This window comes from Aminobacter sp. SR38, from assembly GCF_014843375.1.
Taxonomy (GTDB): domain Bacteria; phylum Pseudomonadota; class Alphaproteobacteria; order Rhizobiales; family Rhizobiaceae; genus Aminobacter; species Aminobacter ciceronei.
In genome coordinates this window covers 122,327-148,658 of record NZ_CP062115.1, presented here as the reverse complement: position 1 = coordinate 148,658, position 26,332 = coordinate 122,327, and the positions used below count along the sequence as shown (strand labels likewise).

General features: G+C 59.5%; 21 protein-coding genes and 3 pseudogenes. 9 read left to right on the top strand and 15 right to left on the bottom strand.

From position 1 onward, the window contains the following. Positions 1-272: 272 nt before the first annotated feature. Together IG197_RS31715 and IG197_RS36395 are read left to right on the top strand one after the other, a co-directional pair. Complete coding sequence (locus IG197_RS31715; protein WP_192320817.1) at positions 273-911, top strand: response regulator transcription factor; 639 nt, start codon at positions 273-275, stop codon at positions 909-911. 383 nt (positions 912-1,294) lie between these two features. Further along, a pseudogene (locus IG197_RS36395) lies at positions 1,295-1,656 on the top strand (IS21 family transposase); the annotation flags it as partial. Here IG197_RS36395 and IG197_RS31710 read toward each other — a convergent pair. From IG197_RS31710 to IG197_RS31660, 11 genes and pseudogenes are all read right to left on the bottom strand, one after another. Next, positions 1,651-2,151, bottom strand: a pseudogene (locus tag IG197_RS31710) (response regulator); the annotation flags it as partial. The pseudogenes IG197_RS36395 and IG197_RS31710 sit on opposite strands and share 6 nt — an antisense overlap. An 85-nt stretch (positions 2,152-2,236) precedes the next feature. Continuing rightward, positions 2,237-2,686: pseudogene (locus IG197_RS31705) on the bottom strand (hypothetical protein); the annotation flags it as partial. Positions 2,687-2,924: 238 nt separating this feature from the next. Continuing rightward, positions 2,925-4,400: an aldehyde dehydrogenase gene (locus IG197_RS31700; protein WP_192320815.1), complete on the bottom strand. Its 1,476-nt coding sequence runs from the start codon at positions 4,398-4,400 to the stop codon at positions 2,925-2,927. Between the two features lie 449 nt (positions 4,401-4,849). Continuing rightward, positions 4,850-6,766, bottom strand: a complete 1,917-nt coding sequence (locus IG197_RS31695) for an acetoacetate--CoA ligase (RefSeq protein ID WP_192320813.1) — start codon at positions 6,764-6,766, stop codon at positions 4,850-4,852. 9 nt (positions 6,767-6,775) lie between these two features. Next, complete coding sequence (locus tag IG197_RS31690) at positions 6,776-8,869, bottom strand: acetate--CoA ligase family protein (RefSeq protein ID WP_192320811.1); 2,094 nt, start codon at positions 8,867-8,869, stop codon at positions 6,776-6,778. Beyond that, entirely contained in the window at positions 8,866-10,026 is a 1,161-nt protein-coding gene (locus tag IG197_RS31685; RefSeq protein WP_192320809.1) for an acyl-CoA dehydrogenase family protein, read from the bottom strand. Before IG197_RS31685 ends, IG197_RS31690 begins: the two co-directional genes overlap by 4 nt. A 12-nt stretch (positions 10,027-10,038) precedes the next feature. Then, a complete protein-coding gene (locus IG197_RS31680) occupies positions 10,039-10,842 on the bottom strand; it encodes an ABC transporter permease (protein WP_192320807.1) in 804 nt (267 codons plus the stop codon). After that, positions 10,842-11,690 carry an ABC transporter permease gene (locus IG197_RS31675; protein WP_246765479.1) on the bottom strand — a complete coding sequence of 283 codons (849 nt, stop codon included), beginning with the start codon at positions 11,688-11,690 and terminating at the stop codon, positions 10,842-10,844. Before IG197_RS31675 ends, IG197_RS31680 begins: the two co-directional genes overlap by 1 nt. A gap of 108 nt (positions 11,691-11,798) precedes the next feature. After that, a complete protein-coding gene (locus IG197_RS31670; protein ID WP_192320806.1) occupies positions 11,799-12,905 on the bottom strand; it encodes an extracellular solute-binding protein in 1,107 nt (368 codons plus the stop codon). 63 nt (positions 12,906-12,968) lie between these two features. Next, complete coding sequence (locus tag IG197_RS31665) at positions 12,969-13,970, bottom strand: ABC transporter ATP-binding protein (protein WP_192320804.1); 1,002 nt, start codon at positions 13,968-13,970, stop codon at positions 12,969-12,971. Next, a complete protein-coding gene (locus IG197_RS31660) occupies positions 13,970-14,866 on the bottom strand; it encodes a 3-keto-5-aminohexanoate cleavage protein (RefSeq protein ID WP_192320802.1) in 897 nt (298 codons plus the stop codon). The genes IG197_RS31665 and IG197_RS31660 overlap by 1 nt, the downstream gene beginning before the upstream one ends. A gap of 188 nt (positions 14,867-15,054) precedes the next feature. Between IG197_RS31660 and IG197_RS31655 the strand changes: the two genes are divergently transcribed. Continuing rightward, the gene (locus IG197_RS31655) at positions 15,055-16,032 is read left to right on the top strand and encodes a GlxA family transcriptional regulator (protein ID WP_246765478.1); all 978 of its coding nucleotides are present in this window, start codon (positions 15,055-15,057) and stop codon (positions 16,030-16,032) included. Positions 16,033-16,066: 34 nt separating this feature from the next. On the opposite strand, the gene IG197_RS31650 is transcribed toward IG197_RS31655, so the two are convergent. The 4 genes from IG197_RS31650 to IG197_RS31635 form a co-directional block, all read right to left on the bottom strand. Next, entirely contained in the window at positions 16,067-17,008 is a 942-nt protein-coding gene (locus IG197_RS31650) for a 3-hydroxyacyl-CoA dehydrogenase NAD-binding domain-containing protein (protein ID WP_192320798.1), read from the bottom strand. Positions 17,009-17,012: 4 nt separating this feature from the next. Next, positions 17,013-17,816, bottom strand: coding sequence for an enoyl-CoA hydratase-related protein (locus IG197_RS31645; RefSeq protein ID WP_192320796.1), 804 nt, complete (start codon positions 17,814-17,816; stop codon positions 17,013-17,015). A gap of 106 nt (positions 17,817-17,922) precedes the next feature. Next, positions 17,923-18,957, bottom strand: coding sequence for an LLM class flavin-dependent oxidoreductase (locus IG197_RS31640; protein ID WP_192320794.1), 1,035 nt, complete (start codon positions 18,955-18,957; stop codon positions 17,923-17,925). Between the two features lie 55 nt (positions 18,958-19,012). Then, complete coding sequence (locus tag IG197_RS31635) at positions 19,013-20,470, bottom strand: aldehyde dehydrogenase (protein ID WP_192320982.1); 1,458 nt, start codon at positions 20,468-20,470, stop codon at positions 19,013-19,015. Positions 20,471-20,633: 163 nt separating this feature from the next. On the opposite strand from IG197_RS31635, the gene IG197_RS31630 reads away from it, so the two are divergent. The 6 genes from IG197_RS31630 (at position 20,634) to IG197_RS31605 (ending at position 26,322) form a co-directional block, all read left to right on the top strand. Further along, positions 20,634-21,044, top strand: a complete 411-nt coding sequence (locus IG197_RS31630; RefSeq protein ID WP_192320792.1) for a RidA family protein — start codon at positions 20,634-20,636, stop codon at positions 21,042-21,044. After that, complete coding sequence (locus IG197_RS31625) at positions 21,037-21,852, top strand: alpha/beta fold hydrolase (RefSeq protein WP_192320790.1); 816 nt, start codon at positions 21,037-21,039, stop codon at positions 21,850-21,852. Before IG197_RS31630 ends, IG197_RS31625 begins: the two co-directional genes overlap by 8 nt. Further along, positions 21,849-22,829 carry a flavin reductase family protein gene (locus tag IG197_RS31620; RefSeq protein ID WP_192320788.1) on the top strand — a complete coding sequence of 327 codons (981 nt, stop codon included), beginning with the start codon at positions 21,849-21,851 and terminating at the stop codon, positions 22,827-22,829. The genes IG197_RS31625 and IG197_RS31620 overlap by 4 nt, the downstream gene beginning before the upstream one ends. Positions 22,830-22,850: 21 nt before the next feature. Beyond that, positions 22,851-23,462: an amino acid synthesis family protein gene (locus tag IG197_RS31615; protein ID WP_192320787.1), complete on the top strand. Its 612-nt coding sequence runs from the start codon at positions 22,851-22,853 to the stop codon at positions 23,460-23,462. 417 nt (positions 23,463-23,879) lie between these two features. Continuing rightward, a complete protein-coding gene (locus tag IG197_RS31610) occupies positions 23,880-25,106 on the top strand; it encodes an MmgE/PrpD family protein (RefSeq protein WP_246765476.1) in 1,227 nt (408 codons plus the stop codon). 58 nt (positions 25,107-25,164) lie between these two features. Continuing rightward, positions 25,165-26,322: an acyl-CoA dehydrogenase family protein gene (locus IG197_RS31605; RefSeq protein WP_192320784.1), complete on the top strand. Its 1,158-nt coding sequence runs from the start codon at positions 25,165-25,167 to the stop codon at positions 26,320-26,322. Positions 26,323-26,332: the final 10 nt, after the last annotated feature.

The window sequence follows — 26,332 nt, the reverse complement described above, 5'->3', positions numbered from 1 at the left end:
CATCTTCCGGAAGGCTTCAGGTCGCTCCGCCTCCCGGTTGCACTACGACGTGCCGCATAAAGTTCCTGCTCAGTCCGGTCTTAGCGTACGATTTTGAGCAGTTCTTGTTCCGACCCCTACATGGCAAGGGCGCTCGCGCGCCTGCAGGGCGGCGATGTGCGGCTGCAATCCGCCGGACCCGGCCTGGTCAGGCTGGCATTGCTGCTTCCGCGGCATGGGCAGCCTTCCCTGCCCGCGCATCCCCTCCTCGCCCCCCTTCGGACGGAAGCGGTATGAGCAGTCCCGGAGCAAGACGGCGACCCGTCATCTTATGCGTCGAGGACGAGGATGCGCTGCGCCGTGATATCGCCGACGAACTTGCCGAGGCAGGCTATGAGGTCATCCAGGCACGTGACGGCGAAGACGCATTCGCCCGGCTGGAGAGGGCGCCGGCCGACCTGATCCTGTGCGACATCTCCATGCCGGGCCTCAATGGCTATGACCTGCTGCAAAAGGTTCGGGCTGGCGGCCTGGGCCATGCCGAAACCCCGTTCGTGTTCCTCTCGGCACTTGCCGATCCGCGCCAGATCGTCGACGGCAAGCGCCTTGGCGCCGACGACTATCTGGTCAAGCCGATAAACTACGATCTTCTTCTGGCGACGCTCGACGCGCGGCTGCGCCAGATCAAGCGCATCCGTTCGGCAAGAACTGATGCAGCCAATGCCGCGGCCGCATCTTCCCTCGGCCTGACCCCGGCGGAAATCCGTATCGCCACATCCCTCACCAGGGGCAAGACTCTGGCCCAGATCGCCGTCGAGCTCGGCATTTCCCGCACGACCGTTGCCTTTCATATGCGCAATATCTTCAACAAGACCGGCACCAGCCGGCAAGGCGAGCTCATCGCTCTGCTGCTGCGACATGGCACGTCTTAAGCAGCAGGAAACAGCAGGATCGCGTTCCACGTGGCGTGAGATTACAATAATCGAATGGGATATCGATGAAGTGCGCCCCAACGGCTTCGTCTCTTTCGAGTGAACAGCAACCATATCGCTGCACCAGCGTGTTCTTGTTGATCGCTCCCATTCCGGTCCGGTTCTGTAGGGCATTTTCGAAGAGTGGTTTTGCGTTCGCGCACCGCTGCTCGTCTCAAAATGATACCGTGGTGCAAAAACCGCCCACGGTAGCGGTGGGATAGTCCGGCTGCGGGCGGCGTAAAAGTCGTCCACCTATTTTCCTTCTGCAACGAGCGCGGGAGGGCTAGGGGATCTACACCGGGGAACTGTATCTGAAGGTCCGTCTGGCCTGCTCTGAAGGGATGAGCCGGCGTCAGGCGGCGAAGCATTTCAACATATCGCGCGACACGGTTCGCAAAATGCTGTCGTATTCGACGCCGCCGGGCTATCAGCGTCAATCACGATCCGACTGCCCAAGCTGGATGCGTTCGTCGCGACCATTGATGGATGGCTGGACGAGCACAGACAAGTGCCTCGCAGGCAGCGCCACACGGCCAAGCAGGTGTTCGACCGGCTTCGAGACGAGTGCGGGTTCGCCGGCGGCTACACGATCATCAAGGATTACATGCGCGAGCGGGAGCAGTGTCGCCAGGAGGTGTTCGTGCCGCTGGCGCATCCGCCCGGCGACCCGCAAGCCGACTTCGGCGAGGCGATGGTGGCCCTCCGCCTGCATCAGCACCTCAAGCAGCCTGAATTCGCGTGGCTGCAACTCGATCACCTGACCCTGGCGCGTCACCCTGCGGGCAAGCAGATCCATCTCGAGATCGGCGACCTTGAGCGTCGTTCACTGGTCCTGTGCAGGGGGCCGGCGGCCAAGCACGTTGATGCGTACCGACAGCTCCGAAAAAGCGAACGGCTTGACCAGATAGTCGTCACCGCCGACTTCCAGCCCTTCGACGCGGTCATCGACGCCGCCGACCGATGTCAGGAACAGGATCGGGGTGCGTACGCCTGCGGCGCGGATCGCCTTGACCATGGAAAGACCGTCGAGCCCCGGGATCATGCGGTCGGCCACAATCACGTCATAGCTCTCCCGCGTGGCCGCAAACAGGCCATCGCGGCCGTCCGCCAGGCAATCGCAGGCATGCCCGGCTTCGCTCAAGCGCTTGACGATGTAGTCGGCCGTCTTGCGGTCGTCCTCAACGATGAGAAGTCGCATGGATGCGGCGGTCCGGGGTGCCTGTTTCACGTTCGTCTGAAGCTACCATCGGGACGGAAAGAGGCAAGCGCCGCGCGCGGCGGTGCTATTCCGCATCCGCCGCCAGCTCCTCCTCTCGCTCGGTATTCGACACCGACATGTAGATGACGATCGCCACGATGCAGCCGAGGAAAATCAGGCTGGGGTAGACCGTGCCGAAGCCCAGCCCGCCATATTCGACGGGCTGCGAGAGCACATCGCCGAAGGACGCGCCGAGCGGCCGGGTCAGGATATAGGCGAACCAGAAGGCCAGTATGCCGTTGAGGCCGAGCACGTAATGGGCGAACGCAATCACGGCGATCACGTCGCCGAAGAGTAGGCCGGTGGCGAGATTGCCCATGGCGAAGGTTTCGGCGAGCAGGTCGCCGGCGGCGGTTCCAAGCGAAAACGTGAACAGGATTGCCAGCCAGTAGAAGACCTCGCGCCGGGTGGTGAAGATCGTGTGGATCGACAAGGTGCGTTCGCTCGCATACCAGACGGTGTTGATTTCCGCGAGGAACTGACCCGGGATTAGCGGATAGGGTCAGTTCCTGGTGGAAATCAACACAGTGTCCACCCCAAGGGGCGCACTCCATATCGGCGCCCAATTTTTGGATGCCGTTTGACAATCTGTTCAGTTCGCGAAGGAAACGGATCGCGGCAATGGTGCGTGCGCTGCCGCGCCCGGCCTTGAACTCAACCGCCTCGATCAGCGCTGGAGCGAAACTGGATGAATAACACCTGAAAGCCTGCAGCTAGCGGATGATGAAGGGGTTTTGGGTCGAGGCTTCCTGAGCGATCCAGACGGACTTGACCTGAAGGAACTCCTTTATCGCCTCCTTACCGCTTTCGCGCCCCTCTCCGGATCGCTTGTAGCCGCCGAAGGGTGAGGTGAAGCTGACGGCGCGATAGGTATTGACCCAGACCGTACCGGCGCGCAGCCGTTCAGACATGCGCAGGGCACGGCCTATATCCGAGGTCCAAACCCCAGCGGCGAGGCCGAAGTCGATGTCATTGGCGATCGCTATGGCCTCGACCTCGTCCTCAAAGGGAATGACCGACAGTACCGGACCGAAAACCTCTTCCTGGGCAATTCGCATGTCATTGCGCACGTTAGTGAAGATCGTGGGCGCGACGAACTGGCTGCCTTTCGTGCTTGGGCCCGAATAGGGACCGCCGCCCAAGACGCAGGTCGCGCCTTCGGCCTTAGCTATCCCGATATAGTCCAACACTTTCTGGAATTGCGAACGAGTGGTGATGGGACCGACATGCGTCTCGGGCGACATCGGGTCGCCCATACGCGCCTCCCCCGCAACCTCGACCAAGCGTTTAACAAAGTCGTCGTGGATCGAGCGTTGCAACAATAGTCGCGATCCCGCGATGCAGGTTTGGCCAGTCGCCGCGAAGATGCCTGAAATTGCCCCCATTACGGCCGCCTCCATATCGGCATCCGCAAAGACGATGTTGGGCGACTTGCCACCAAGCTCCAGGGTAACCGGCATAATCTTCTTGGCCGCGGCCTCGTAGATCTTCTGCCCCGCCACGTCCGAACCAGTGAACGCGACCTTTTCGACATGGGGATGCACCACAAGCGGTGCGCCGGCCTCGGCTCCAAAACCGGTGACCACGTTGAAGACTCCCGGTGGGAAACCCGCCTCTTCGAAGAGCTCCGCGAATTCCAGCGTCGAGGCTGAGGTGAACTCAGATGGCTTCACCACGGCAGTGTTGCCGGCCGCAAGCGCGGCCGCAAGCTTCCATGTCAGTAGCAGGAGAGGTGAATTCCACGGCGTAATCATGGCGACGACCCCCAAGGGCTCGTAGCGGGTAAAGTTGAAGATGCCAGGCTTGTCGGTCGGGATCACTGCGCCTTCGATCTTGTCGGCTAGTCCGCCGTAGTAACGGTACCATTCCGCCATGTAGCGCGTCTGTGCCCCCATCTCGGCGATCAGCTTGCCGTTGTCTCGCACCTCGATCTCGCCCAACCGCGGAGCCTCGCGTTCGATTAGCTCGGCGAGCCGGACCAGCAGCTTGCCGCGCTTGGTGGGATTCATGCTACCCCATTCGCCTTCGAAGGCCATCTTGGCCGCAGAGACGGCTCGGCTAACATCAGACTCGGTGCCGCGCGCAATGCGGGCCCAGACTTCGCCCGTATAGGGATTCTCGGTGTCGAACCACTCTCCGCCAGCTGGGTCGACCCATTGGCCACCAATGTAATGGTTGTAAGATTTCATCGTGTCTCCACATCATCGGGCGCGAACTTCAGGGCCGAGAGGCCGATTTCACATAGTCCGTGCGCACGAGTGATCCGCCAGTGGTTATTCGACGCCGAAATAACATATCTGGACATTACATCGCGGTTGCCACACAGGCCCTCCAAGGTGTTGAAAGGTTCGCGCAATTCGGAAAGGGATGCGGGTTGCCACGTTGCCGCCGGTCATCCTTGCAATCGTCTCCACAACCAACATCCAAAACACAAATGCCTCCGATCAAGCCGGAGGCATCTTGATGTTCCCCAACGTTAAAGGGGCCCGTTGGGACGAAAATCATCCCTAAACAGGGGCCTCATTCCGCGAAAAATAACATGCTGGACATCAGAATCGGAGCATTCATCATCAATCCAATCCATCAAATGCCGGGCTGTACACCTGGTGCCGAGCACGGCTTCCTGACCGTCCTGGCATTAGGACAGACGAAACTGATCCAGCGCCTCGGGATTGCGCAATGCCGAAAGATTTCCGGGGCTGCGCCCGTTCACCACATCGCGCACCGCGAGTTCCGAAATTTTGCCTGTCTTGGTATAGGGAATATCCAAAACAGCGTGGATGAGCGCCGGAACATGTCGGGGCGAGGCATTTCTGCGCAGCCGTGTCTTGATTTCGGCGATTAACGTCTCGCTAAGTTCCACCCCGGGTTCGGTCTGCACGAACAATATTACCAGCACGTCGTTGTCCACTTGCTGGCCGACGACAACGGAATCTCGGATACCCTCAATCCGGTTCACCTCGCGATAGATTTCGGCTGTGCCAATCCGCACTCCCCCCGGGTTGAGCACCGAGTCGGAGCGCCCATGGAACACCATCCCTCCGTGCACGCTGAGTGTGACAAGATCGCCTTGGTGCCAAACCCCAGGGAAGCGCTCGAAATAGGCCGCGCGGTACCGTAGACCACAGGGATCGTTCAGAAATCCAATGGGCATGGATGGATGAGCTCCACGGCAGACCAACTCGCCCGCCGTGCCGGGGGGAACCTCTACGCCATCGCAATCGACCACCGCCACCTCCATGCCGAGTTGCCTCTTCTGGCACTCCCCGGCGATGACGAAATTGATCGGGCTGCCCCCGACAAAGCAGCCCAGAATGTCCGTTCCGCCGGCGATTGAAGAGAGCCGCAAATCCCGTTTCCACTTTGTGTAGACATAGCTGAAACCGTCCACCGACAATGGCGACCCCGTGGATAGCAACACACGCAATGCGCCTAAGTCATTGGTCATGCCAGGGGCGATGCCGGCCTTGTCGCAGGCTTCAAGATATTTGGCAGAGGTTCCGAAATGGGTGACCTTTTCGGCGGCGCAGATAGCGGCCAAGCGCCCCACATCAGGATAGACCGGTGAGCCATCAAAAAGTACAAGCGTCGCACCGGACCCTAGCGCACTAGCCTGCCAGTTCCACATCATCCAGCCGCAGGTCGTGTAGTAGAACAATCGGTCAGCCGGACGGATGTCGCATTGCAGTTGGTGCTCCTTCAGGTGCTGAATCAGGGCGCCTCCCGCGGAATGCACCATGCATTTGGGCAGACCAGTCGTACCGGAGGAGAACAAGATGAACAGCGGATCGCGAAACCCCGTCAGCGCATATGCAATTTCTGACGGCGCGTGGTCGGCGACAAAGTTTTCAAGTCGCCCTGCCTCTGCCTCAGGCGGGACAACAAACGGAACCGGAATGACATGCGCCTCGGATCCAAGCCCGGACCGCAAAGACTCGATGCGGTCTGAGCAACTGAAGCGCGCGCCATTATAGTCATAGGCGTCTATGACAAACACTAGTTTTGGCGCGATTTGTCCCAGCCGGTCCATCAGAGCCGTGGAACCAAAATCGGGAGAGGCAGAGGCCCATGTTCCCCCAAGGCTTGCCACCGCCAACATCAGCGCGACGGTTTCCGGGATATTTGGCAGCACGCCCGCAACCCGGCTGCCTTTCCCTACGCCAGCCGCTGACAGTGCCTGTTGCAGGCGGGACACTGTAGCGCGCAGCCGTCCGAAGGACCAACGCGCAACGGAACCGTCCTCGCCATAGCCAATGAGAGCCGGAGCACCATCTCCGGCCCCTTTGGCCCGCAGCATCGTTTCGGCGTAGTTGAATCGCGCCTCGGGAAAGAAATGTGCGTCTAGCGGATGCGGTGCGTTGACGAAGGCTCGGCCGCCAGAGTCGCCTAAGACGTCGCAAAATTCCCATACCGCACGCCAAAAAGCCTCGCGCTCGGAGACGGACCATTGCCAAAGGTCTTCGTACGAGTCCTTCGGGCAATAAGTTTCCATGAAGGCAGCCAACAGGCTGCCCTTGGATTGCGCTTCTCCCGGCACCCATAGGATGTCAGTCATGTTCAATCTCTATTTTACCACACTGATCAGCGCGTCCACGGCCGTTACACCGGTGGCGTAAACGAAGAGCGGATTGATCTCAATCTCGGCGATCCGGTCGGCGCGGGCCAAGGCGAAGTCGCCGAGCGCGGCCAACCGCGCAGCAAGCGCGTCCAGGTCGACTTTTGGCTTCCCACGGAAGCCGCCGAGAAGTTTGGCAAGTCTCAATCCTTCGACCGCGTGGCGAATGTCCTCGGCGCTAGCCGGTAGGACGAGGGTCGCCGTGTCCTTCAGAAGCTCGACCAGGATGCCGCCGCTGCCCACCATCATCGACATACCGAACTGCGGATCGCGACGGATGCCGACGATCATCTCCGCTACGGGTGGTGCGGCCATACGCTCGATGAGAAAGAGGTCCGAAAGCGCACTCGGGTCATGCCGGGTCACCTCGGCGCGCATGTCTTCTACCGCGCGCGCGACCTCCGCCGCCGAAGAAAGATCTAGCTTGACCGCGCCTGCTTCCGTTTTGTGGGCGAGCCGCGAGCTCATCATCTTGAGCGCCACCGGAAAGCCGAGAGTGGTTGCCGATTGCGCCGCCTCCGCGCCAGACACGAGCAGCCCCTCGGGGAGGCTGATTCCGGCCTCTCGAAGCATCGCCTTGCTGTTCGCCTCGTGGATCATTTCGATCCGATCTGGCAGGGTAGCATTAAGGAGCGGTCGCGGCGTTCTGGCCTCGATCCGTGCACGTGCCTCGGCCCATCTCGCTGCCTGCGCCACGGCATTCAAAGCCTCGTGAATCCCCTGCATCGGCGCGATTCCTCGCGCGATCAGCGCCTTTCGGGTCTCGGCGTCCATGTTCTCGTGAATCGTCGAGCAGATCGCCGCCGGAACATCGGCCGCCTCAGCAGCATCGGCAAAGGCCATGGCGTCGGCAAGATACGCGGGACGGGTTTCATCCAAGCCCAGGGCGGGATAGTCCTGCACCAGGATCGCCACATCGGCGCCCGAGCGGGCGACAGCCTCGGTGAAGACGGGTCGCGTATGTTCAGGCTGCCCCCAGATCGGCGTGGTGTAGTCAAGTGGGTTCGACACCGTGGCGATGTCGGGCAGCAGCCCCTGCAACAGCGTTCGGTCCTCGGCGCCGAAAGCGGGATAGGACAGCCCGATGGTCTCGGAATGGTCGGCCAACATTGTCGCCCCGCCGCCGGAACAGGTGAACCCCATGACCTTGGTTCCCTTTGGGGGACCCGCAACGCAGAGGTATTTCAGCGTCTCTATGAATTGCGATGGACTCGAGACTGAGATCACACCGCAGCGGTCGAAGAGCGCATCATAAAGCTCTTTCGTCCCCGAAAGCGAACCAGTATGGCTTTGGGTTAGCGAGGCACCAATCTGCGAGCGCCCGGTCTTGAGCGCAACCACGGGCGTGCCGCCCCTTATGGCGGCAACGGCGGCGCGTTCGAACTTGGCTACGTCCCGAAGCCCCTCGATATGCAGACCGATAGCCCGCACTGCTGGGTTGCCGGACAGCACCTCGAGAAAATCCTCCAGCGCCAGAACGGTCTGGTTCCCCGCCGAAATCATGTGGGTTAGTGGCAGCGCGCGCTGACTCATCGTGATATCCGACGAAAACATGCCGCTCTGGGTAATCACCGCCGCGCCATAGCCCGGGCACTCTCCCCCGTGAGCGAAGGGCCAGAGCGCCACCCCGTCAAGGTAATTGATCATGCCGTAGCAATTGGGCCCAATCAGCGCCATCTCCCTGGCGGCTGTGCGTAGAGCGTCCTCAAGCGCCGCGCCCTCGCCACCCGCCTCGCGGAAACCTGCCGTGTAGCAGGCGACCCCGCCAGCGCCCATGGCGGCCAGCTTGCCGATGGCATCAACAGCGGGCCTCGAAGGGATCGCCAGGAACACGGCGTCCGGCGCTTCCGGCAGGTCATCGAGCGAGGCGACGCAGGGCAGACCGGCCAGCGTCTCTCGTCTGGGGTTCACTGGCCAGATGCTGCCCGCAAATCCACGTCGCCGCGCCTCGCCGATGGCGACGGCGGCATCAGCGCCGCCGACAAAAGCGATGTGCCGCGGCCGCATCAGCCGCTCAAAATTTTCACGCTGTTTCGGGGTCATGCGCCAAGCGGCCTCAAGATCGAGCGGGTAACAATATGACGTTGGATTTCGCTGGTGCCGTCCCAGATGCGCTCGATCCGGCTATCGCGCCAGAGCCGCTGGACTGGCATTTCCTCCATCAGCCCCATGCCACCAAAGATCTGCACCGTATCGTCCGCCACCTTGCATAGCATCTCAGAGCAGTAGACCTTGACCATAGCGGCGTCCTCATCCTTGAGGTGCCCCGCATCGGCGCGGCGCACCGCATCCCAAACCATGAGGTCAGCCGAACGCAGGCCGATCGCCATGTCGGCCAGCCGAAATCCTGTGGCCTGGAAACTGCCGATTGGCTGACCGAATTGCTTCCGGGTCGCCGCCCAATCGGCAGCCATTTCCATAAGCCGCTCGGCCTTACCGCAGCAGGTGGCACCGACCCAAATACGTCCCATGCCAAGCCACTGACCTGCCAACTCGAAACCACGGCCTTCCTCGCCGAGCACCTGGTCCGGCGCCAGCCGAACATCGTCAAAAATCAGCTCATAAGTCTTGTAGCCTCGATTCGACACGCATTTGTTGCCCTCGCGAAAAGTCACCCCCGGCATGTCACGATCGACCAAAAAGGCGGTGACTCGCTTGCGAGGGCCTCGTTTGGTTTCATCCACGCCGGTGGCAGCGAAGACGATCGCGAAATCCGCCATAGTTGGTGCCGAGATGAAGTGCTTCATCCCGTTTAGAATCCAGTCGTCACCATCGCGTTTTGCGTTCGACTTCATGCCCATTGCGTCGGATCCTGCCTCAGGCTCGGTCAGGCCGAAAAGCTCGCGTTTCTCGCCCGTAGCGCAGGGCAGAAGATACTTCTCGACTTGGTCTCCCTGACAAGCAAGCAGCAGTTCAGTTGGTCGCGCCACCCAGGAATGCAGGGCATGACTCGTGCGGCCGAACTCGCGTTCGATGATGGACATCTGCGTATGGTTCAGCCCGCCGCCACCCACGCTCTCGGGCAGGTTTGCGGCATAGAGCCCTAATTCCTTTGCCTTGGCTTCGATATCGCGGCCGATCTCTTCAGGGACCTCGCCAAGCCGGTCGACGGTTTCCTCATGCGGAAGGACATGCTCGTTGAAAAACGCCCGCACGGTTTCGCGCAAGAGTTCATTTTCGTGGGACATGGGGATGTTCACCAGCGGACTCTCCTAGTTTTCTGAACATGATGTCTTGCTGCGTCGGCGACGGACCCGGACCGCGACGGCAAAAGCGCAAAGTGTAATGACCACCAGTATGACGGCAGCCGCAGCCACGGTGGGGTCAGTGTTCTCCCGAATGCCATTCCACATGCGCCGGGGGAGTGTGACGACGGTGAATTTCGAGATGAACAGGGAAACGACTATTTCGTCCCAGCTCAGGATAAAGGCGAACAGTGCTCCAGCCAGCACACCGGGTCGGACCGACGGCAGGATCACGCGCCGCAGTGTGGTAAAGCCAGACGCCCCCATGTTCCTCGACGCCTGTTCTAGCTTGGGATCGAAATTCGCCAGCGACGCGCTGACCGTGATCAGCACCATTGGCGCCGCAAGAATGGTGTGCGCCAAGATCAATCCGGAATAGGTGTCCAGCAAACCGAGCGGTATCCAAAGACGGTAGAAGGCCATGGCCGAAATAATCTGCGGAATGATTAGCGGCAACAAAAGAAGCATCCGGATCAGTTCACTGTACTTCGAGGTAATGCGCCACAGACCGAGGGCCGCCAACGTGCCGATCATGGTCGCACATGCCGCCGTCGCAGAAGCTATGACGACGCTCTGATAGAAACTGGACAGCCATTCCGGGCTGGTGAACAAATTCTCGAAATGCCTTAGCGATAAGCTATCCGTAGGAAAGGACAGGAACCGCTTTGGCGTTAAAGAGATCGGGATGGCAACCAGCGCGGGCAGCACCAGAAACAGCAGGGAGATCCAAGCGCCAGTCCTCAGGAGCTGGTACATCGCAGATTGTTTCATTATGCACTCCCCCCAAAAGCAGTACTGAGCTTCATGAACCGCGACATGATCCATAGAAGCGCCATAACGCAGAAGAGCGTCAACGCGGCCAACATGGCTGCGGTACCCCACTTCAAGGTCACGAGAAGCTGGACAGAGATATATTCGGCCGTCATCAAGACCTTGCCACCGCCGAGGATCGCCGGCGTTACGTAAAAGCCAAGACTAAGAATGAAGACCAGCAGCGAAGCGGCCACAATTCCAGGCTTCGTCAGCGGAAGATAGACGCGGCAGAAGGTCTGGGCACCCGAAGCACCCAGATTGCGCGATGCCTGGAAGATTCGTGCGTCGAGCCCCTGCATGTTCGCGAGAAGCGGCAGCACAGCATAGGGCACCATGTAGTGGATCATGCCAATCAGAACGCCAAGCTCATTTCGCACGAAGTGGATCGGTTCGCTGATCACGTTCATCGTCGCGAGAGTGTTGTTGAGTAGCCCGTTGTCACCCAGCAGCATGAGCCAGGAGAAGGTTCTCACCAATACGGAAATCCAGAAGGAAATCAGCAGCAGCAACAGCATGATATTCTGCTGCCGAGCATGGGCATGGACCATGGCATAGGCGATACAGTATCCTATCATGACGCTGAAAAACGTCGTGATGAGACAAATACGCAGCGTTGTCCAGACGATCCGGAGAAGTGAGTCACTGGTCACGAGCTGCAGGTAATTCCCGATTCCAGGCACGGGATCGGTGAAGCTTAGCCAGAGAATGTTCAGGATAGGCCCGAAATAGAGCGCCACAAGCAGCCCGAGAAACGGAGCGACTAGGAACCATCCGGAGGCAATCTTAAGTCTGGGCAAATGGGACACGTCACGGTTTTCCGATTCGAATTTCAGTTCTCGGCGCTGAGCAAAGCAGACTTTGCCCAGCGCCGTCGTGTCAACGCGGGCCGGGAGAGGCGGCCGGACGTCCCGGGATTAGCTTATGGCATCGAGATAAGCATTGACCGCATCACTACCGTTCTCGGCCCACCAGCCAGGATCATTGAACACCACCTTGTCTATATTGGCCGAGGAGGTGATAGTGTAGGGGATGAGGGCTTCTGGAATCTGGGCAAAAGCCGCCGGATTAGACGGAGTCATTCCGTGACATTCCAACAACGAAAGTTGCGAGCGAAGCTCCAGGGCCTGCGCGATGAACCTCATCGCATCGGCTCCGCCCGGATTACCGCGCGGTACAATATATGCGCCCGGCATCGCCACCGCCTCGTTCATCACCAGCTTGAAACGGCCCTCGGTGTCTTCTTCGATGGCTCGGCCGCGGTTCTGAAAGACCATACCCATAACGACCTCGTCATTGACGATCATGGAGTGAGCTTCACTCGCCGCCCCCCAATAAAGGCTGTCGTCCTTGATGGATTTGATCTTGGCAAGCGCACGATCTACGTCGAGCGGATAGAGAGCGCTTTTAGCGACTCCATCCGCCAGCAACGCTCCCTCGAGCGTGCCGTTGGCCCATTTGTAAAGCGAGCGTTTTCCTGGATACTTTACTGTATCGAAGAAATCGGCCCAGTTCGCAGGTGGGTTATCGCCGAAGACTTTGGTATTGTACATAAAGGCGTATCCGTAGAAAACTACTGAAACGCCGTGCTCCCAAGTATATCCATCGACGACCTTGGACTTGTCCACGATGCTGTAGTCTATCGGCTCTAGATAGCCGGCTTTACCAAGCGCGAGCGCATCGAAGGCATCAGCATCCGCAACATCCGCGGTCACATTGCCAGAATCTACCATCTCACGGATCTTGCCCTGTAGGGGACCGGAGGTGTCGATCCGGAGCGGTATCCCTGTCTTTTCGGTGAATGGCTGGCCGATGGCTTCACTGTGGCAGCGTTCTGCATCACCGCCCCAGTTCCACAGTACAATCTGGTTGGTTGCAGCCTCCGCATCACCGATCCGGACCGCAGAAGTGGCCACGCCGGCCATGCCGCACAGCAGCAAGAAGGACCGCCGATCCATCCGACCCGCTTTATACGCATGGGCACTATCGATTAGCATTTGTTTAAAAAAAGTGTTTTCAGTCATTTTTTCCTCCCTTTCTGGATATCCGTTTGTTCCAAAGTTTCGCGGTCTTCCGCGTTCGCAGTATTATCTGTCTTCCACACGTACTGTGGCATCATGGGCCCAAAAAAGATCCACCCGCTGTCCGGCAACCGGTTCAAACGTTTTGCGCCAGCCATCGATGTCGATCTCGAAATCGTTTTCCCCATCAACGGCCACTATGCATTTCAGCACCGACCCGAAATAGGTGACCGTGCGCACCGCTCCTGTCCTACACGCAGGGGCGGCACTCTGCCCCTCTGGCGCGATATCGATCTTCTCTGGTCTGAGCGCGATGAGATTGCCATTCTCATACAAGAAATTGCTCTTGCCCAGGAAATCCGCGGCGAATCGAGTTGAGGGCCGTTCGTACAGCTCTTGAGGCGTGCCCACCTGCTCGACCCGGCCGTCCCGCATGATGACGATGCGGTCCGACATCGACAGCGCCTCTTCCTGATCGTGGGTGACAAATATGAAGGTAGTTCCGACCCGGCGGTGAATGTCCTTCAGCTGCTCTTGCACCTTGATCCGAAGCTTCCTGTCGAGCGCGCCCAACGGCTCGTCAAGCAAGAGCACGGGCGGCGAAAAGGCCAGCGCGCGCGCTAGAGCTACGCGCTGCTTCTGCCCACCTGACAGTTCGTCGGGCTTGCGGTGACCGAACTCCTTCAGCTGTACAAGGGCCAGCATTTCGCCCACCCGCGCGTCGATTTCCGCGCGAGGGAATTTGCGAATCTCCAGAGGATAGGCGATGTTCTGGCGCACTGTCATATGCGGGAACAGAGCATACCCCTGAAAAACCATGCCGAAGTTCCGCTTCTCAGCAGGCAGGCTCGCGATCGAACGGTCGGCCAGTGCGATATCACCCGAGGTCAGGTCTAGGAAGCCAGCGATCATCATCAGCAGCGTCGTCTTGCCCGATCCAGACGGCCCGAGTAGAGTCAAGAACTCGCCCTTCCTGATGGTCAGAGAGACGCCATCCACCGCTTGAAACCCCCCGAAGCGCTTGGAAACACGTCGAAGCTCGAGATCACCGATGGTCGCCTCGTTCATTATCCTTCTACCTTCCCACCGCGAAGTCTCAGCTTGTCGCGCGCTTCCTGGGGCGTGACTGCGCGAGCTCCCATGCGCTCGATGATCTCGATCACGCGAGTGACGAGTTGCTCATTTGTGGCTAATTGTCCCCGGGCGAGAAAGATATTGTCCTCAAGCCCAACTCGCACATTGCCGCCCATGGCGACCACGGCGGCAGCCATCGGCATCTGCATCCTACTGACGCCAAACCCTGCCCAGCTTGCGTCCACAGGCAGATGCGCTTTCATCGCCGCAAGGGATTCAACTGTGTGGTCCGCGCCCCACGGAATGCCTAAGCAGATCTGGTACATCGCCGGATGCTCGATAAGCCCCTCCGCCTGCATCTGGCGAGCGAATCGGATGTGACCGAGTTCGAACACTTCCATCTCCGGCTTCACGCCCCATTCGCGAATTTTAGTCGCCATGTGCCGTAGCATCGGCGGTGTCGAGATATAAATATTGTCGCCATCACCGAAGTTGAGCGTGCCGCAGTCGAGCGAGCAGATTTCGGGTCGGCACTCGTCGATGTGGATCAGCCGTTCGTCGGCGCTGATCATATCCGTACCGGGTCCAGGCATGGCGGGGTTTTTTGCATCCGGCACCCAGTCACCACCCATTCCGGCAGTCAGGTTGATGACAACATCAGTGCCACTGTCACGCACCCGATCTACTACCTCCTTGAAGAGCTTCGGGTCCCGCGAGCCCTTGCCGGTTTTTGGATCCCTGACATGTATATGCGCGATCGCCGCACCTGCTTTGGCTGCCCCGATCGCAGCTTGAGCGATTTCCTTCGGGGTGACTGGCACATGCGGGCTGCGACTTGTCGTGTCGCCCGCGCCGGTGACCGCACAGGTCACGATAACCTCGTAATTCATCAAACTCCTCCTTTTGGGTACACCGTTAAAATGGCGCACGAGAAAGCCATGCTATTGTGTTTTTTCGTCATCGAATCTAGCCTTATGTCGGAAAAAGCATCACTAAGCACAGAATGGCCATGAGACCGGACCCAATCACTAGAAGCCAGATTTGGAATTGCGTGTTCGTTCTTACGCCACGATTCAACATGATGACTCTGACCACTCTGGTAGAGCCGGTAAGGGTCGCGAACTACCTGTCATCAAGGCCGCTCTATGCATACGAATTTTGCTCGCCCGATGGTGAGGTGATTTTGGCGAGCAACGGGATGGCGCAACGCTGCGAGCCGCTCCCCGAGGTACTTAGCCGGGACAGTACTATTTTTGTTCTGGCGAGCTGGGGCGGCGAAAACTACTCTAACCGTCAGCTAATTTCTTGGCTGAGGCGGCAGAACCGGAACGGCGTTCAGATCTGCGGGGTAGAAATGGGCGCGTACATCCTCGCCGAAGCGAATCTCCTCGCCAATCTGAAGGCGACCACGCACTGGTCCTACCTGCGCGGCTTTCGAGAAAAATACCCCAGAACCACCGTCTCCGAGCAACTGTATACTGAGATCGGGCCAGTCATGACGTGCGCCGGAGGAACGGCAGGTTTCGACTTAATGCTATCTTTCATCGGGACCTATCGAGGACGCGAACTGGCGGGCGAGATCGCCGATCAGATCATGCACCATCCGCTAAGACCCGCGACCGCTCCGCAACGGACCACCCACGGCCGCGGGCTGGAACAATTGCCGGAAAGCGTGCGGGATGCTGTGCGTCTGATCGAAGAGAAGATCGAAGACCCGCCGCGCGTGGGCGAAATCGCCGAACGGATCGGAATCTCGCAACGCCAGCTCGAGCGGCGGTTCAACGCTAGTTTTGGTTGCAGCATCAGCCAGTTCAGTCAGCTCTTGCGGCTACAACACGCGAGGGTTCTTCTTATATCCACCGATCTCAGCATCAGCGAAATCACCTCGGCGTCGGGCTTCAACACGCAGTCGCACTTCAACAAGGTCTTCAAGGCCCGTTTTGGGCGTAAGCCCAGTGCCTACCGCAATGCTTGGCCCGAACATGAACCGGTGCCGCACTGGCCGGGAACACTGTGGTCTTACATCGAATCGATCCGGACGAAGCCGAAGGACTGATCCCTCAGGCGCCCTGGCTCTTTGACCCCTGATGTCAGGCTGCATCCCGGACCGCTTTTAGAAGGGCAACGATCTGCCGGTCGCGTTTCGCGGCGAGCTCCTCGAATCCTCGCCCGGCTGCGATCTCGTTGCAGCCATCCACCATGCGGTCGCGCAGTTCCTTCGTGAGCTCCGGCGCCGTGAGCCGAGTCCAGGGTAGCTTGAGCGCCGGACCGAACTGGTCAAGGTTCGTGGCCATCCCCCCAGCGCCACAGGCCACATGGAAGGCCATGCACTGTCCCTGAACCGCCATGCGCGGTGCCGGGCCGTACATCAGCGCGGTGTCGATATCGCCCGGGGACGCCTCGCCATTGGCCACCATGTGCAACGCCTCGCGCCAGAGCGCCTCCTGAAGGCGGGTCGCGATAAAGCCGGGAATTTCCTTCTTCATCACCAGGGGCTCCTTGCCAGCCAACCTATAGAAATCGGCAGCCCAGGAGACGGTGCCAGGATCGGTCTTCCGGCCGCCCACGATCTCCACCAGTGGCAGAAGATAGGGCGGGTTGAAAGGGTGACCGATCACGGTGCGCTTGGGCGTCGGGCACTCTGCCTGAATGTCCGTCATGGTCAGGCCCGAAGTCGATGAGCCGATCACGACCCCTTCGGGCACGATCTCGCCCAGGCGTCTGTAAAGCGCCTGTTTGACTTCCAGCCGTTCGGGCGCGCTTTCTTGGATGAATTCCGCCTCGGACACAGCCTCTTCCAGATCGTGGACAATGCTTAGTCGCTCTATACTGGCGTTCGGGGCGATACCAAGCCCGGCGAGACTGATCCAGGCGGTGTCGAGGATAGCCCGCGCCGTCGGAATTTCGGCCGCGTCGTGCAGATAGAGCGTGACATCAAAGCCGCGGGCTAAGAAGTGCGCCGCCCAGCCAACACCAATTGGCCCTCCGCCGATACTGGTTATCTTGGTGACATCTTGGGGGTTCAGAAACATGCCTTCAGCGTCCTTTGAAGTTGGGTGCCCGCTTTTCGACAAACGCGGCGACACCTTCGGCGGAATCTTCGGATTTCAGCATTTGGCGGTAGGTTTCCAGCTGGTCGCCGCGCATCTCCGCAAAGGCATGCTCCAGCGGTCGGCATTCAATTGCGCGCAACACCTCCTTGACACTCTGCATCGCAAGCGGCGCTGATCCGGCGATCTGGTCCGCCCAGGCCCGGGCAACAGTCATTAGATCGTCCTTCCGCACCACCTTATTAACCAATCCGTAACGGGCGGCTTCCTTGGCAGTCATCCGGCGGCCCATCAGGAGCATCTCCATGGCGATGTTGTATGGAATGCGCCGGGGCAACCGCTGAAGCGCACCGGCATCGGGTACGATGCCAAGCGGCATCTCGGGCAAACCGAATTCCACGTGCTCGGCCGCGATCAGCAAGTCGCATGACAGCGCGAGTTCAAAGCCGCCGCCAATGACGAGCCCGTTCAGCGCCGCGATCACGGGCTTGTTGAGCTTCCAGTTCTCGGTAAGACCAGCAAAGCCGCCCTCCCCGTAGTCCGCGGTCTCCCACCAGTTGTCGAGTTGCATCTCGCCGGAATTGAGCGCCTTGAGGTCCCATCCAGCCGAAAAGATGCGGTCGCCTTCCGCAGTGATAATGCCGACCCAAAGCTCTGGATCATCGCGCAGTTCGGCAAATGCCGCTCCAAGCGCCTGGCTCATCTCTATGTTGATAGCATTGACCTTGGGCCGGTTCATCTTAATCTCCAGCACCCGGCCACGACGGCTCACTTCCACACCCTTCGTCACGTATTATTCTCCTGTTTATTGTTTCCCGAGATATGCCTCATGGCGCTCCAACCGCCATCCCGCTAGTAACGGTACGGCAACGGCGAAGCTATCGCCGGGCACTGTTTCAGGCAAAGGCCGGCATTACCTGGTCGCAGAAGAGCTCCAGAGAACGCTTCTGCTCCTCGTGATTCAGCCCGAGGCTTGCGTAGTAGATGAAGCTATCCACCTTCAACGCCTCATACTTCTTCAATTTCTCGATCACCTGATCAGGGGTGCCGAACATCAGGTTCTCTGTCAGCATATCGACATCGTATTCTGCCCGGTTTTCCAGATTTTCTAACGAAATCTCCTTGGCAAACCCGTTTTCGACATCCCCTAGGTTCTTGAAGTAGTTTTCAAATTGTCCAAGCTGTCTGCGCGCGGCGTAAACTGCCGCGTCCCGACCTTGCGATGTGACATAAACTACCGTGTGACGCATCATCGCCATGCGCGGGCGGCGCTTTCCGGGGTTCTTGCCAACTGCCTCGTCGAGGCGCTGCATGTAGAGTTCCGCCTCGCTCATCGGACGAGTCAGCGGCCAAGACATTACATCACAGCCGTTCTGGACCGCGTATTCGTAGGTGATCGGCGCCCTGGCCGCCACCCAGACGGGCACCTCCTTCTGAACCGGTTTGGGCACCGAAGTGGAGGTCGGGAAGGACCAGTATTCGCCGCGATGTTCATAATCGCCGGCCCAAAGCGCGCGCACTGCCGGTAGCATCTCCTGCATGTAGCGCCAGGCGTCAGTCTGTTTCAGCCCCGGGTGCATCCTGTCGAACTCGCGCTGGTAGGCGCCAGAACCGATTCCGAGTTCCAGCCGTCCATCAGTTAGGAGGTCGGTCATCGCCGCCTCGCCCGCCAAACGGATGGGGTTCCAATAGGGCGCAACGGCGCAGGCAGTACCGAGTCTAATACGTTCAGTGTGCTCGCCCCACCAGGTCAAGATTTGAAAGGGGTTCGGCGCAATGGTCATTTCCATTGCGTGGTGCTCGGCGGCCCAGACGATCTCGAATCCCGCCTGATCGGCCATCTTGACCATGTCGAGCGTGTGATCGCGGACTGCCTTCATGTCGAGGCTCGAGTCCATCCGCTCCATATTGATTGCCAACTGAAATTTCATGCCGGCTTCCTCCTTCTTTTTAATGTGAGCCATTTGCGCCCTTGGATAAATCCGGTCAGCGCATGATAAAGGGATTTTCCATGGGCTCGTCGGACATGTTCATCCAAACGGTCTTGGGCCTCGTGTAGTCGTACATCGCCTGGAACCCGCTCTCTCGGCCGTAACCAGAGCCCTTGATCCCGCCGAACTCGGCGATGGGAGAAACCGCTCGATATGTGTTGACCCAGACAATGCCGGCGCGCACAGCTTTCGATACGCGCAAGGCTCGGGCGCTATTCTGGGTGAAGATGCCTGCTGCAAGCCCGTGGGTGGTGTGGTTGGCCAGGCGGATCGCCTCCTCCTCTGTCCTGAATCTCTGCACGCAGAGCACGGGGCCGAACAGTTCGGTGTCCATGATCCGCATGTCTTGGCGCGGACAATCGATGATCGTTGGCTCGTAGTACTGACCTTCCATGCCTTTGGGACGCTTGCCGCCGATTAGCACCTTGCCTCCCGCTTCGACGGCCAAGGCTACCTCCCGCTCGATATGGGCCAGTTGGCCTAGCGTACAGAGGGGACCCATTTGTGTTTCTTCGGCAAGCGGATCGCCGATCTTCACCCTACTGGCGATCTCCACCATCTTTTCAAGGAATTCATCCGCGATGTTCTCGTGCAGGTAGAGGCGCGATCCGGCGACGCAACTTTGCCCCGCCGCGCCAAAGATTCCGGCGACCGATCCGCTCACCGCACTGTCAATATTGGCGTCGTCGAACACGAGGAAGGGGGATTTGCCGCCAAGCTCTAGGCTGACCTCGGCAAAGTTGTTCTTGGAATTCTCTAAAATCGATCGGGCGGCATTGGGACCACCGGTGAACGAAATGCGCGCCACCAGCGGATGCGACGTGAGTTCGCGACCACAGGGATTGCCATGGCCGGTAATAATATTGACCACACCGGCCGGAAAACCCGCCTCCTCCACGAGTTCGCCGAATTCCAGCATTGCGGCGGACGCATATTCCGAGGCCTTCAATACGACCGTATTGCCTGCTGCAAGCGCCGGGCCAATCTTGACCGCCGCGAGGAAGAGCTGCGAGTTCCACGGCACTACCGCGGCCACCACACCCAAAGGCTCGCGCATGGTAAAAACAAAGAGGTCGGGCTTGTCGATGGGCAGTGTCTTGCCCGAGATCTTGTCGGCGCAGCCGGCATAAAACTGGAAGAATTCGGCAATATACTTCGCCTGCCAGCGAGTTTCTTTCAGCATCTTGCCGGTATCGATTGTTTCGGTGCGGCCGAGAGTTTCGGATCGTTCAGCTAGAAGCTCGGCCAGTCGGCGCAGGCACTTGCCCCGCTCGGTTGGCGTCTTTCTGGCCCACGGACCTTGCTGAAAGGCCCTATCTGCTGCCCGCACCGCACGATCCACATCCTCTGCGGTGGCCTCGGGCACCCGACACCAGACCGCGCCAGTGGCCGGATTGACGCTGTCGAAGATGCCGCCATCCGAGGCGCCAACCCACTCCCCGTCGATCAACATCTTGTATTCGCGAATATCACTCACCGCGTTGACTCCCGTTCTGTTGTTTCGATCCTGAAGGCATTTCGAATGGAAAATTTCTTTTTTTTCGCCATCTCACGACGGAAAAACATCATTTTTTCGGCGAGGAAGCCTTAAGGGTAAGACAAGGAGGAAGCGGAAAATGCACCAACGGAAACAGGTGATCGGTGAACCCGTGATGATCGCCGGGCGGATTCTGTCGCTGTCCAGAGCTATCCGGGCGGGCGATTTCGTCTTTCTGACCGGCCAGGTGCCGATGCACGACGGCGCCCCGATGACGACCGGCAGCGTCGAAGAGCAGACCCACGCCGTTCTCAGAGACATCAAAGCCACGCTTGCTGAGGCGGGTTGCGATCTCCATGACGTGGTCAAGGCAATGGTGTGGCTGCGCGACCGCGCCGACTTTCCGGGATTCGACGCGGTCTACGGAGAATATTTCACCGAGATGCCGCCGGCTCGCTCGGCCGTGGTTAGCAATCTCCTTGTCGATTGCCGCGTCGAAGTCGAGGTCATAGCGTACAAGCCGCAGCAAAAGGAAGATTACGATGGCTGAGACACTGCAGGATGGCACCGTGCTCTTGCGGTCCGGTCCCGCGCACGCGCCCGCGGCCGTTCTGATACACGGGCTGGGGCTCAATCGGGAGTGCTGGCAATGGACGGTGCCCGCGCTTCTGGACACCGGCTTCCAGGTGATCGCTTATGACCTTTACGGCCACGGTCAGAGCGCACCTCCGCCCGAAACGCCTTCGCTCGCACTTTTTTCTCGCCAACTCCGCAAGGTACTCGACCATTGCGGGGCCGCCTCGGCGGCGGTGGCCGGTTTTTCGCTCGGCGGCATGATCGGGCGGCGCTTCGCCCAGGATCATCCCGATAAAGTGGCTGCGTTAGCGATTCTGTTCTCGCCGCACAACCGGACGCCCGAGGCGCAAACCGCGATTCTGAAACGGGTCGAGCAGGCTCGAGCGTCGGGCCCTCAATCCACTGTCGAAGCCGCGCTCGAGCGCTGGTTCACCGCGACGCACCGCGCCGTCAATCCTGCGCAGATAGATCTTGTCCGCAGCTGGGTTTTGGCCAATGATCCGTCTGTCTACCACACAATCTACCGGGTTTTGGCCGATGGCATCGATGAGATCGTAGCGCCACAGCCGCCCATCGCGTGTCCTACGTTTGTCATGACCGGCGATGAGGATTTCGGCAACGGCCCGGAGATGTCGGAAGCCATCGCCGCCGAAATAGCTGGGGCCGAACTCCATATCCTAAAGGGCGTGCGGCACATGGCGCTGGCAGAAAACCCAGGCTTAGTAAATGGCCCGCTCGTCGCCTTTCTGAGACGTACGTTCGCAGAGGAGGCCTCATCATGAACCAATTTGTTGCAGGCAGCGGGCACAAACTGTCCGAACCAACCCGTTCCGCGATCACTAACGAGGCGAAGCGTGCCTTGCGCGACGCGCTCGGCGCCTTTCCGACGGGTGTAACCGTGATCACTACCCGGCAGCAGGACGGCACACCGCGCGGTTTCACCGCTAATTCCTTCACGTCCGTATCGCTCGATCCACCGCTGCTGCTGGTCTGCCTCGCCAAGACTGCGCACAGCTGCCAAGTCTTCGCCGAGGCACCGCAATTCGGCGTCAGCATCTTAAGTGACTCACAGAAGGAGGTCGCCAATCTCTTCGCATCGCGGCGCCCTGACAAGTTCGACGAAGCCGCCTGGCACCCCGGTGTATCGGGCGTTCCCCTTCTGGACGGAGCCGTGGCTATCTTTGAGTGCCAAAGAGACAGCCTAGTGGATGCTGGCGATCATGTAATCCTAATCGGCCAGATCACAGATTTCGACTCGCGCGGAGGCAATCCGCTCGGATATCATAGAGGTGCATTCTTTACGCTCGGCACCGAAGACAGCTTGGTCGCCGCAGCCGCAAGGGGCGCGCCGTTACATTTTGGCGCCATTCTCAGATTTCGGGATAGCATTCTCTTCAAGACCGAAGCAGATGGGAGCTTGTCGGTGCCTAGCGCGCCCCCAGGGTCACGTTCTCACGCCGCGATGATAAAGCACTTCACCTCTTTGGGCATCGAGCCCCAGGCGCAAGCTCTGTACGCAGTCTATGACGACACACAGGCAGGGTATCTCAGCATCTTCTATCACGGTACCGCGACGGGCGGGACGACGCCGGACCATCTGCTGATTCCAATCCAGGGCATCCCGTTTGACCGTATCGGCAACGTGGCGGAACGCAGCATGCTGGAACGCTATGCTGCCGAAGCCCGCCACGGGGGCTTTGGAATTTACCAAGGCACAGAGACGGCCGGCACCGTTCACCAGATCGCCAAGAACCAATAGTCTACTTTGAAAGGAAAGCTTATGCTGCCCGAACTTCGCAAGATTGTTACTTTCGACGAAGACATCTACCGCGACGGCGAAAGGGCCGCGGATCCGATCCTCAGGATGATCGGCGTGGCCGCTGTGGTGCAAAACCCCTGGCATGGCAAAGGCTATGTCGATGATCTCAAGCCTGAAATCAACCGTATGGCGCCTGTCCTTGGCAAAGCACTCGCCGATAGGCTGGTGGCGCTAGTGGGGTCGGCCGAGTCCATCGAGGCTTATGGAAAGGCCTGCGTCGCCGGCACCGATTGCGAACTAGAACATGCCTCGGCGCTGATCCACACGCTGAAATTCGGAAATTTCTACCGTCAAGCAGTTGGGGCCAAGACTTATCTTGGCTTTACCAATACACGTGGACCCGCAGGTATCCAGATCCAAATTCCGATGATGGACATTCACGATTCCGGGCGGAGATCGCATTATCTGACCACGCAATTCTCGATCTATGATGCGCCTGCCCCGGATGAACTGGTGGTGGCGCTTGCTGCGGCGACTGGCGGACGCCCGCACCACCGGATTGGCGACAGATATTCCGACCTGGAAGAGATTGGGGCTGATATCGAAAACCCCGCAGGCTTGGGAGGTCAGTAAGGCTCCGCGAACGCCCTCGAAGTAGGGTGGAGAATGCGACTTGGCAACAGCGACCGCAGCGCTCTGCCAGACTTGCCTAGCCATAATGGCCCCGAACCACCACCCCATTGATGTCACTCTGGCTCCAAAAACAATCCAGCGGATCGCCCTATGATCCGCTGGTCGATCTAGAAAACCTGACACATCGCAAGAACTCGAAAGCGCATCTATAATGCTAACGACACTCAAAAATGATTATGGCAGCATAGTGCAAGGACTTCGGATCGATGCGTCCGGTTTTGCAAACTGCTTTAGGCAATTTTTTTGGAACAAAACGGCGGCACGGCCATGACTGCAGTAACGGATATTCCACCAAGCCTCACAAGACAGCTTGTGCGTCTAATCAGAAGCAAGCAGTACGATCACGGCGACCTGCACATGGCTGCCCTGTTCGTGCTCGACACGATCGCCTGCGCTGTCGGCGCGGCATACACAATGCCGGGACGCATTCTCGGCAAGGTTACGCCACCCGATAGTCGGGCCGAACGATATGCCTTCCATTTCGGCGGCATGGCCCACATTCTCGAAATGGACGATCTCCATCGCGGTTCCGTAACGCATCCGGGCTGCGTGGTAATTCCGGCCGCGTTCGCGCTGGCTAGGGAATTAGACCTCTCCGGCCGCGCTTTCCTTGCCGCCGTATTGGCAGGCTACGAAGCCTGCGCGCGCGTTGGCATGGCTGTGGGTCCCAAGCATTATCGCGTGTGGCACAACACCAGCACCTGCGGTCCCTTCGGCTCGGCTATGGCTGCCGCCGAATTACTCGGATTGAACGAGGATCAAGCCGTCTGGGCGCTCGGCAATGCTGGCACGCAATCCTGCGGACTGTGGGAATTCCTCGACGCCGGCGCCATGAGCAAGCACTTGCATACGGCGCGGGCAGCCGAGGCGGGGATTGTAGCCGCCCGCCTGGCCAGGGAAGGCTTTACCGGCCCCGACCGCATACTCGAGGGTAAGAAGGGTTTCTTTCGCGGCCTGTGCCTCGATCCCCGCCCCGACGCCGTGCTGGCCGATGCCAAGGCTCCCTGGCAGTTGCGCGAAACCTCGATCAAGCCATGGCCCTGCTGCCGGCATACCCATCCGACCATCGATGCCGCGCTGGCGCTGCACGATAGGGTCAGGGCGGAGCGCGTCGGATCTATCTGGGCCGTCCATGTCGAGACCTACCGCGCCGCCCTCGATGTCTGCGATCGTTCGGCGCCCGCCGATGCCTATAGCGCAAGATTCTCGCTCCAGCATTGCGTAGCAGCGGCGCTCGCGGACGGATCGGTCACGGCCTCCAGCTTTGACAATGCCGGTCGGCAGCGTCTGGCGCTCCTGGCAAACCAGGTTTCGGTGGCCGAGGATGACGCGTTCGAAGCCCGTTATCCGACAGCTTGGGGCAGCCGCGTCGTCGTAGTGCTGTCGAACGGTGAAAAACTGACTGAGACCCGTGACCAATGCAAGGGCGATCCTGCCAATCCCGTCAATGAGACGGAACTTGTGGCCAAGGCAACGGCGCTAATGGCTGCTGCGGGTGCAGAAGCGAGAGCCGAGTGCCTGATCCAGGCCGTCCTAGCCCTGCCTGGCGACGCGCCGGTCCGCTCCATCCGGCTTTACCAATAATCGACCGTAAACGGCTGCACGCCCAACGCGCGGTCGCGACCGCAAGGACTTTTTTGACATGAAACTCGATGAAGATCATTCCGAAATCCGCGAGGCGGTGCGCCGTCTCTGTTCCGATTTTCCGGGCGAATATTGGCGCGCGCTCGACCGAGACATGACCTATCCTTCGAAGTTCGTAAATGCGCTGACCGAGAGCGGCTTCTTGTCCGCGCTCATACCGACGGAATTTGGCGGTTCCGGGCTTGGTCTTTCGGCCGCGGCCGCGATCCTAGAAGAAATCCAGCGTGCGGGTTGCAACGGCGGCGCCTGCCATGCGCAAATGTATATCATGGGCACGCTGCTGCGGCACGGCTCCGAAGCGCAGAAGCAAGAGTATCTGCCTGCCATCGCTTCCGGCAAGCTGCGGATGCAAGCCTTCGGCGTGACCGAGCCAACCAGTGGCACGGATACGATGTCGATCCGTACCTTCGCGCGCCGCGACGGTGACGGATACGTCATCAACGGCCAGAAAGTGTGGACCAGCCGTGCCGAACATTCCGACCTGATGCTGCTCTTGGCCCGCACCACGCCTATAGACCAGGTGGCCAAACGCACCCAGGGACTCTCGGTCTTCATCGTCGACATGCGCATGGCGAAATCGGCCGGCCTCACGATCCGGCCGATCCGCACCATGATGAACCACTCCACCACGGAAGTGTATTTCGAGGATGTGCGGGTGCCCGCCGCCAGTCTGGTCGGAGAAGAGGGCAATGGTTTCCGCTACATCCTATCGGGTATGAATGCCGAGCGCATCCTGATCGCCTCCGAGTGCGTGGGCGATGCCAAGTGGTTTATTGAAAAGGCCAGCAAATATGCGAGGGAGCGCGAAGTGTTCGGTCGGCCCATCGGCATGAATCAAGGCATTCAATTTCCGATTGCCAAGAGTTATGCCTCCATGCGCGCGGCCGAACTGATGGTGAAGGAGGCACTGGACCGGTACGAGGCCGGACAGGATTGCGGTGCCGAGGCCAACATGGCCAAGATGCTCGCCGCGGATGCCTCCAATGAGGCCGCCAATGTCTGCATTCAGACCCATGGCGGCTTCGGTTTCGCCGAGGAATATGACGTAGAGCGCAAATTCCGCGAGACCCGCCTCTATCAGGTGGCCCCCATCTCTACCAACCTGATCCTGTCCTACATCGCCGAACATGTGCTCGGCCTGCCCCGGTCCTACTAGGTTTCCCCTA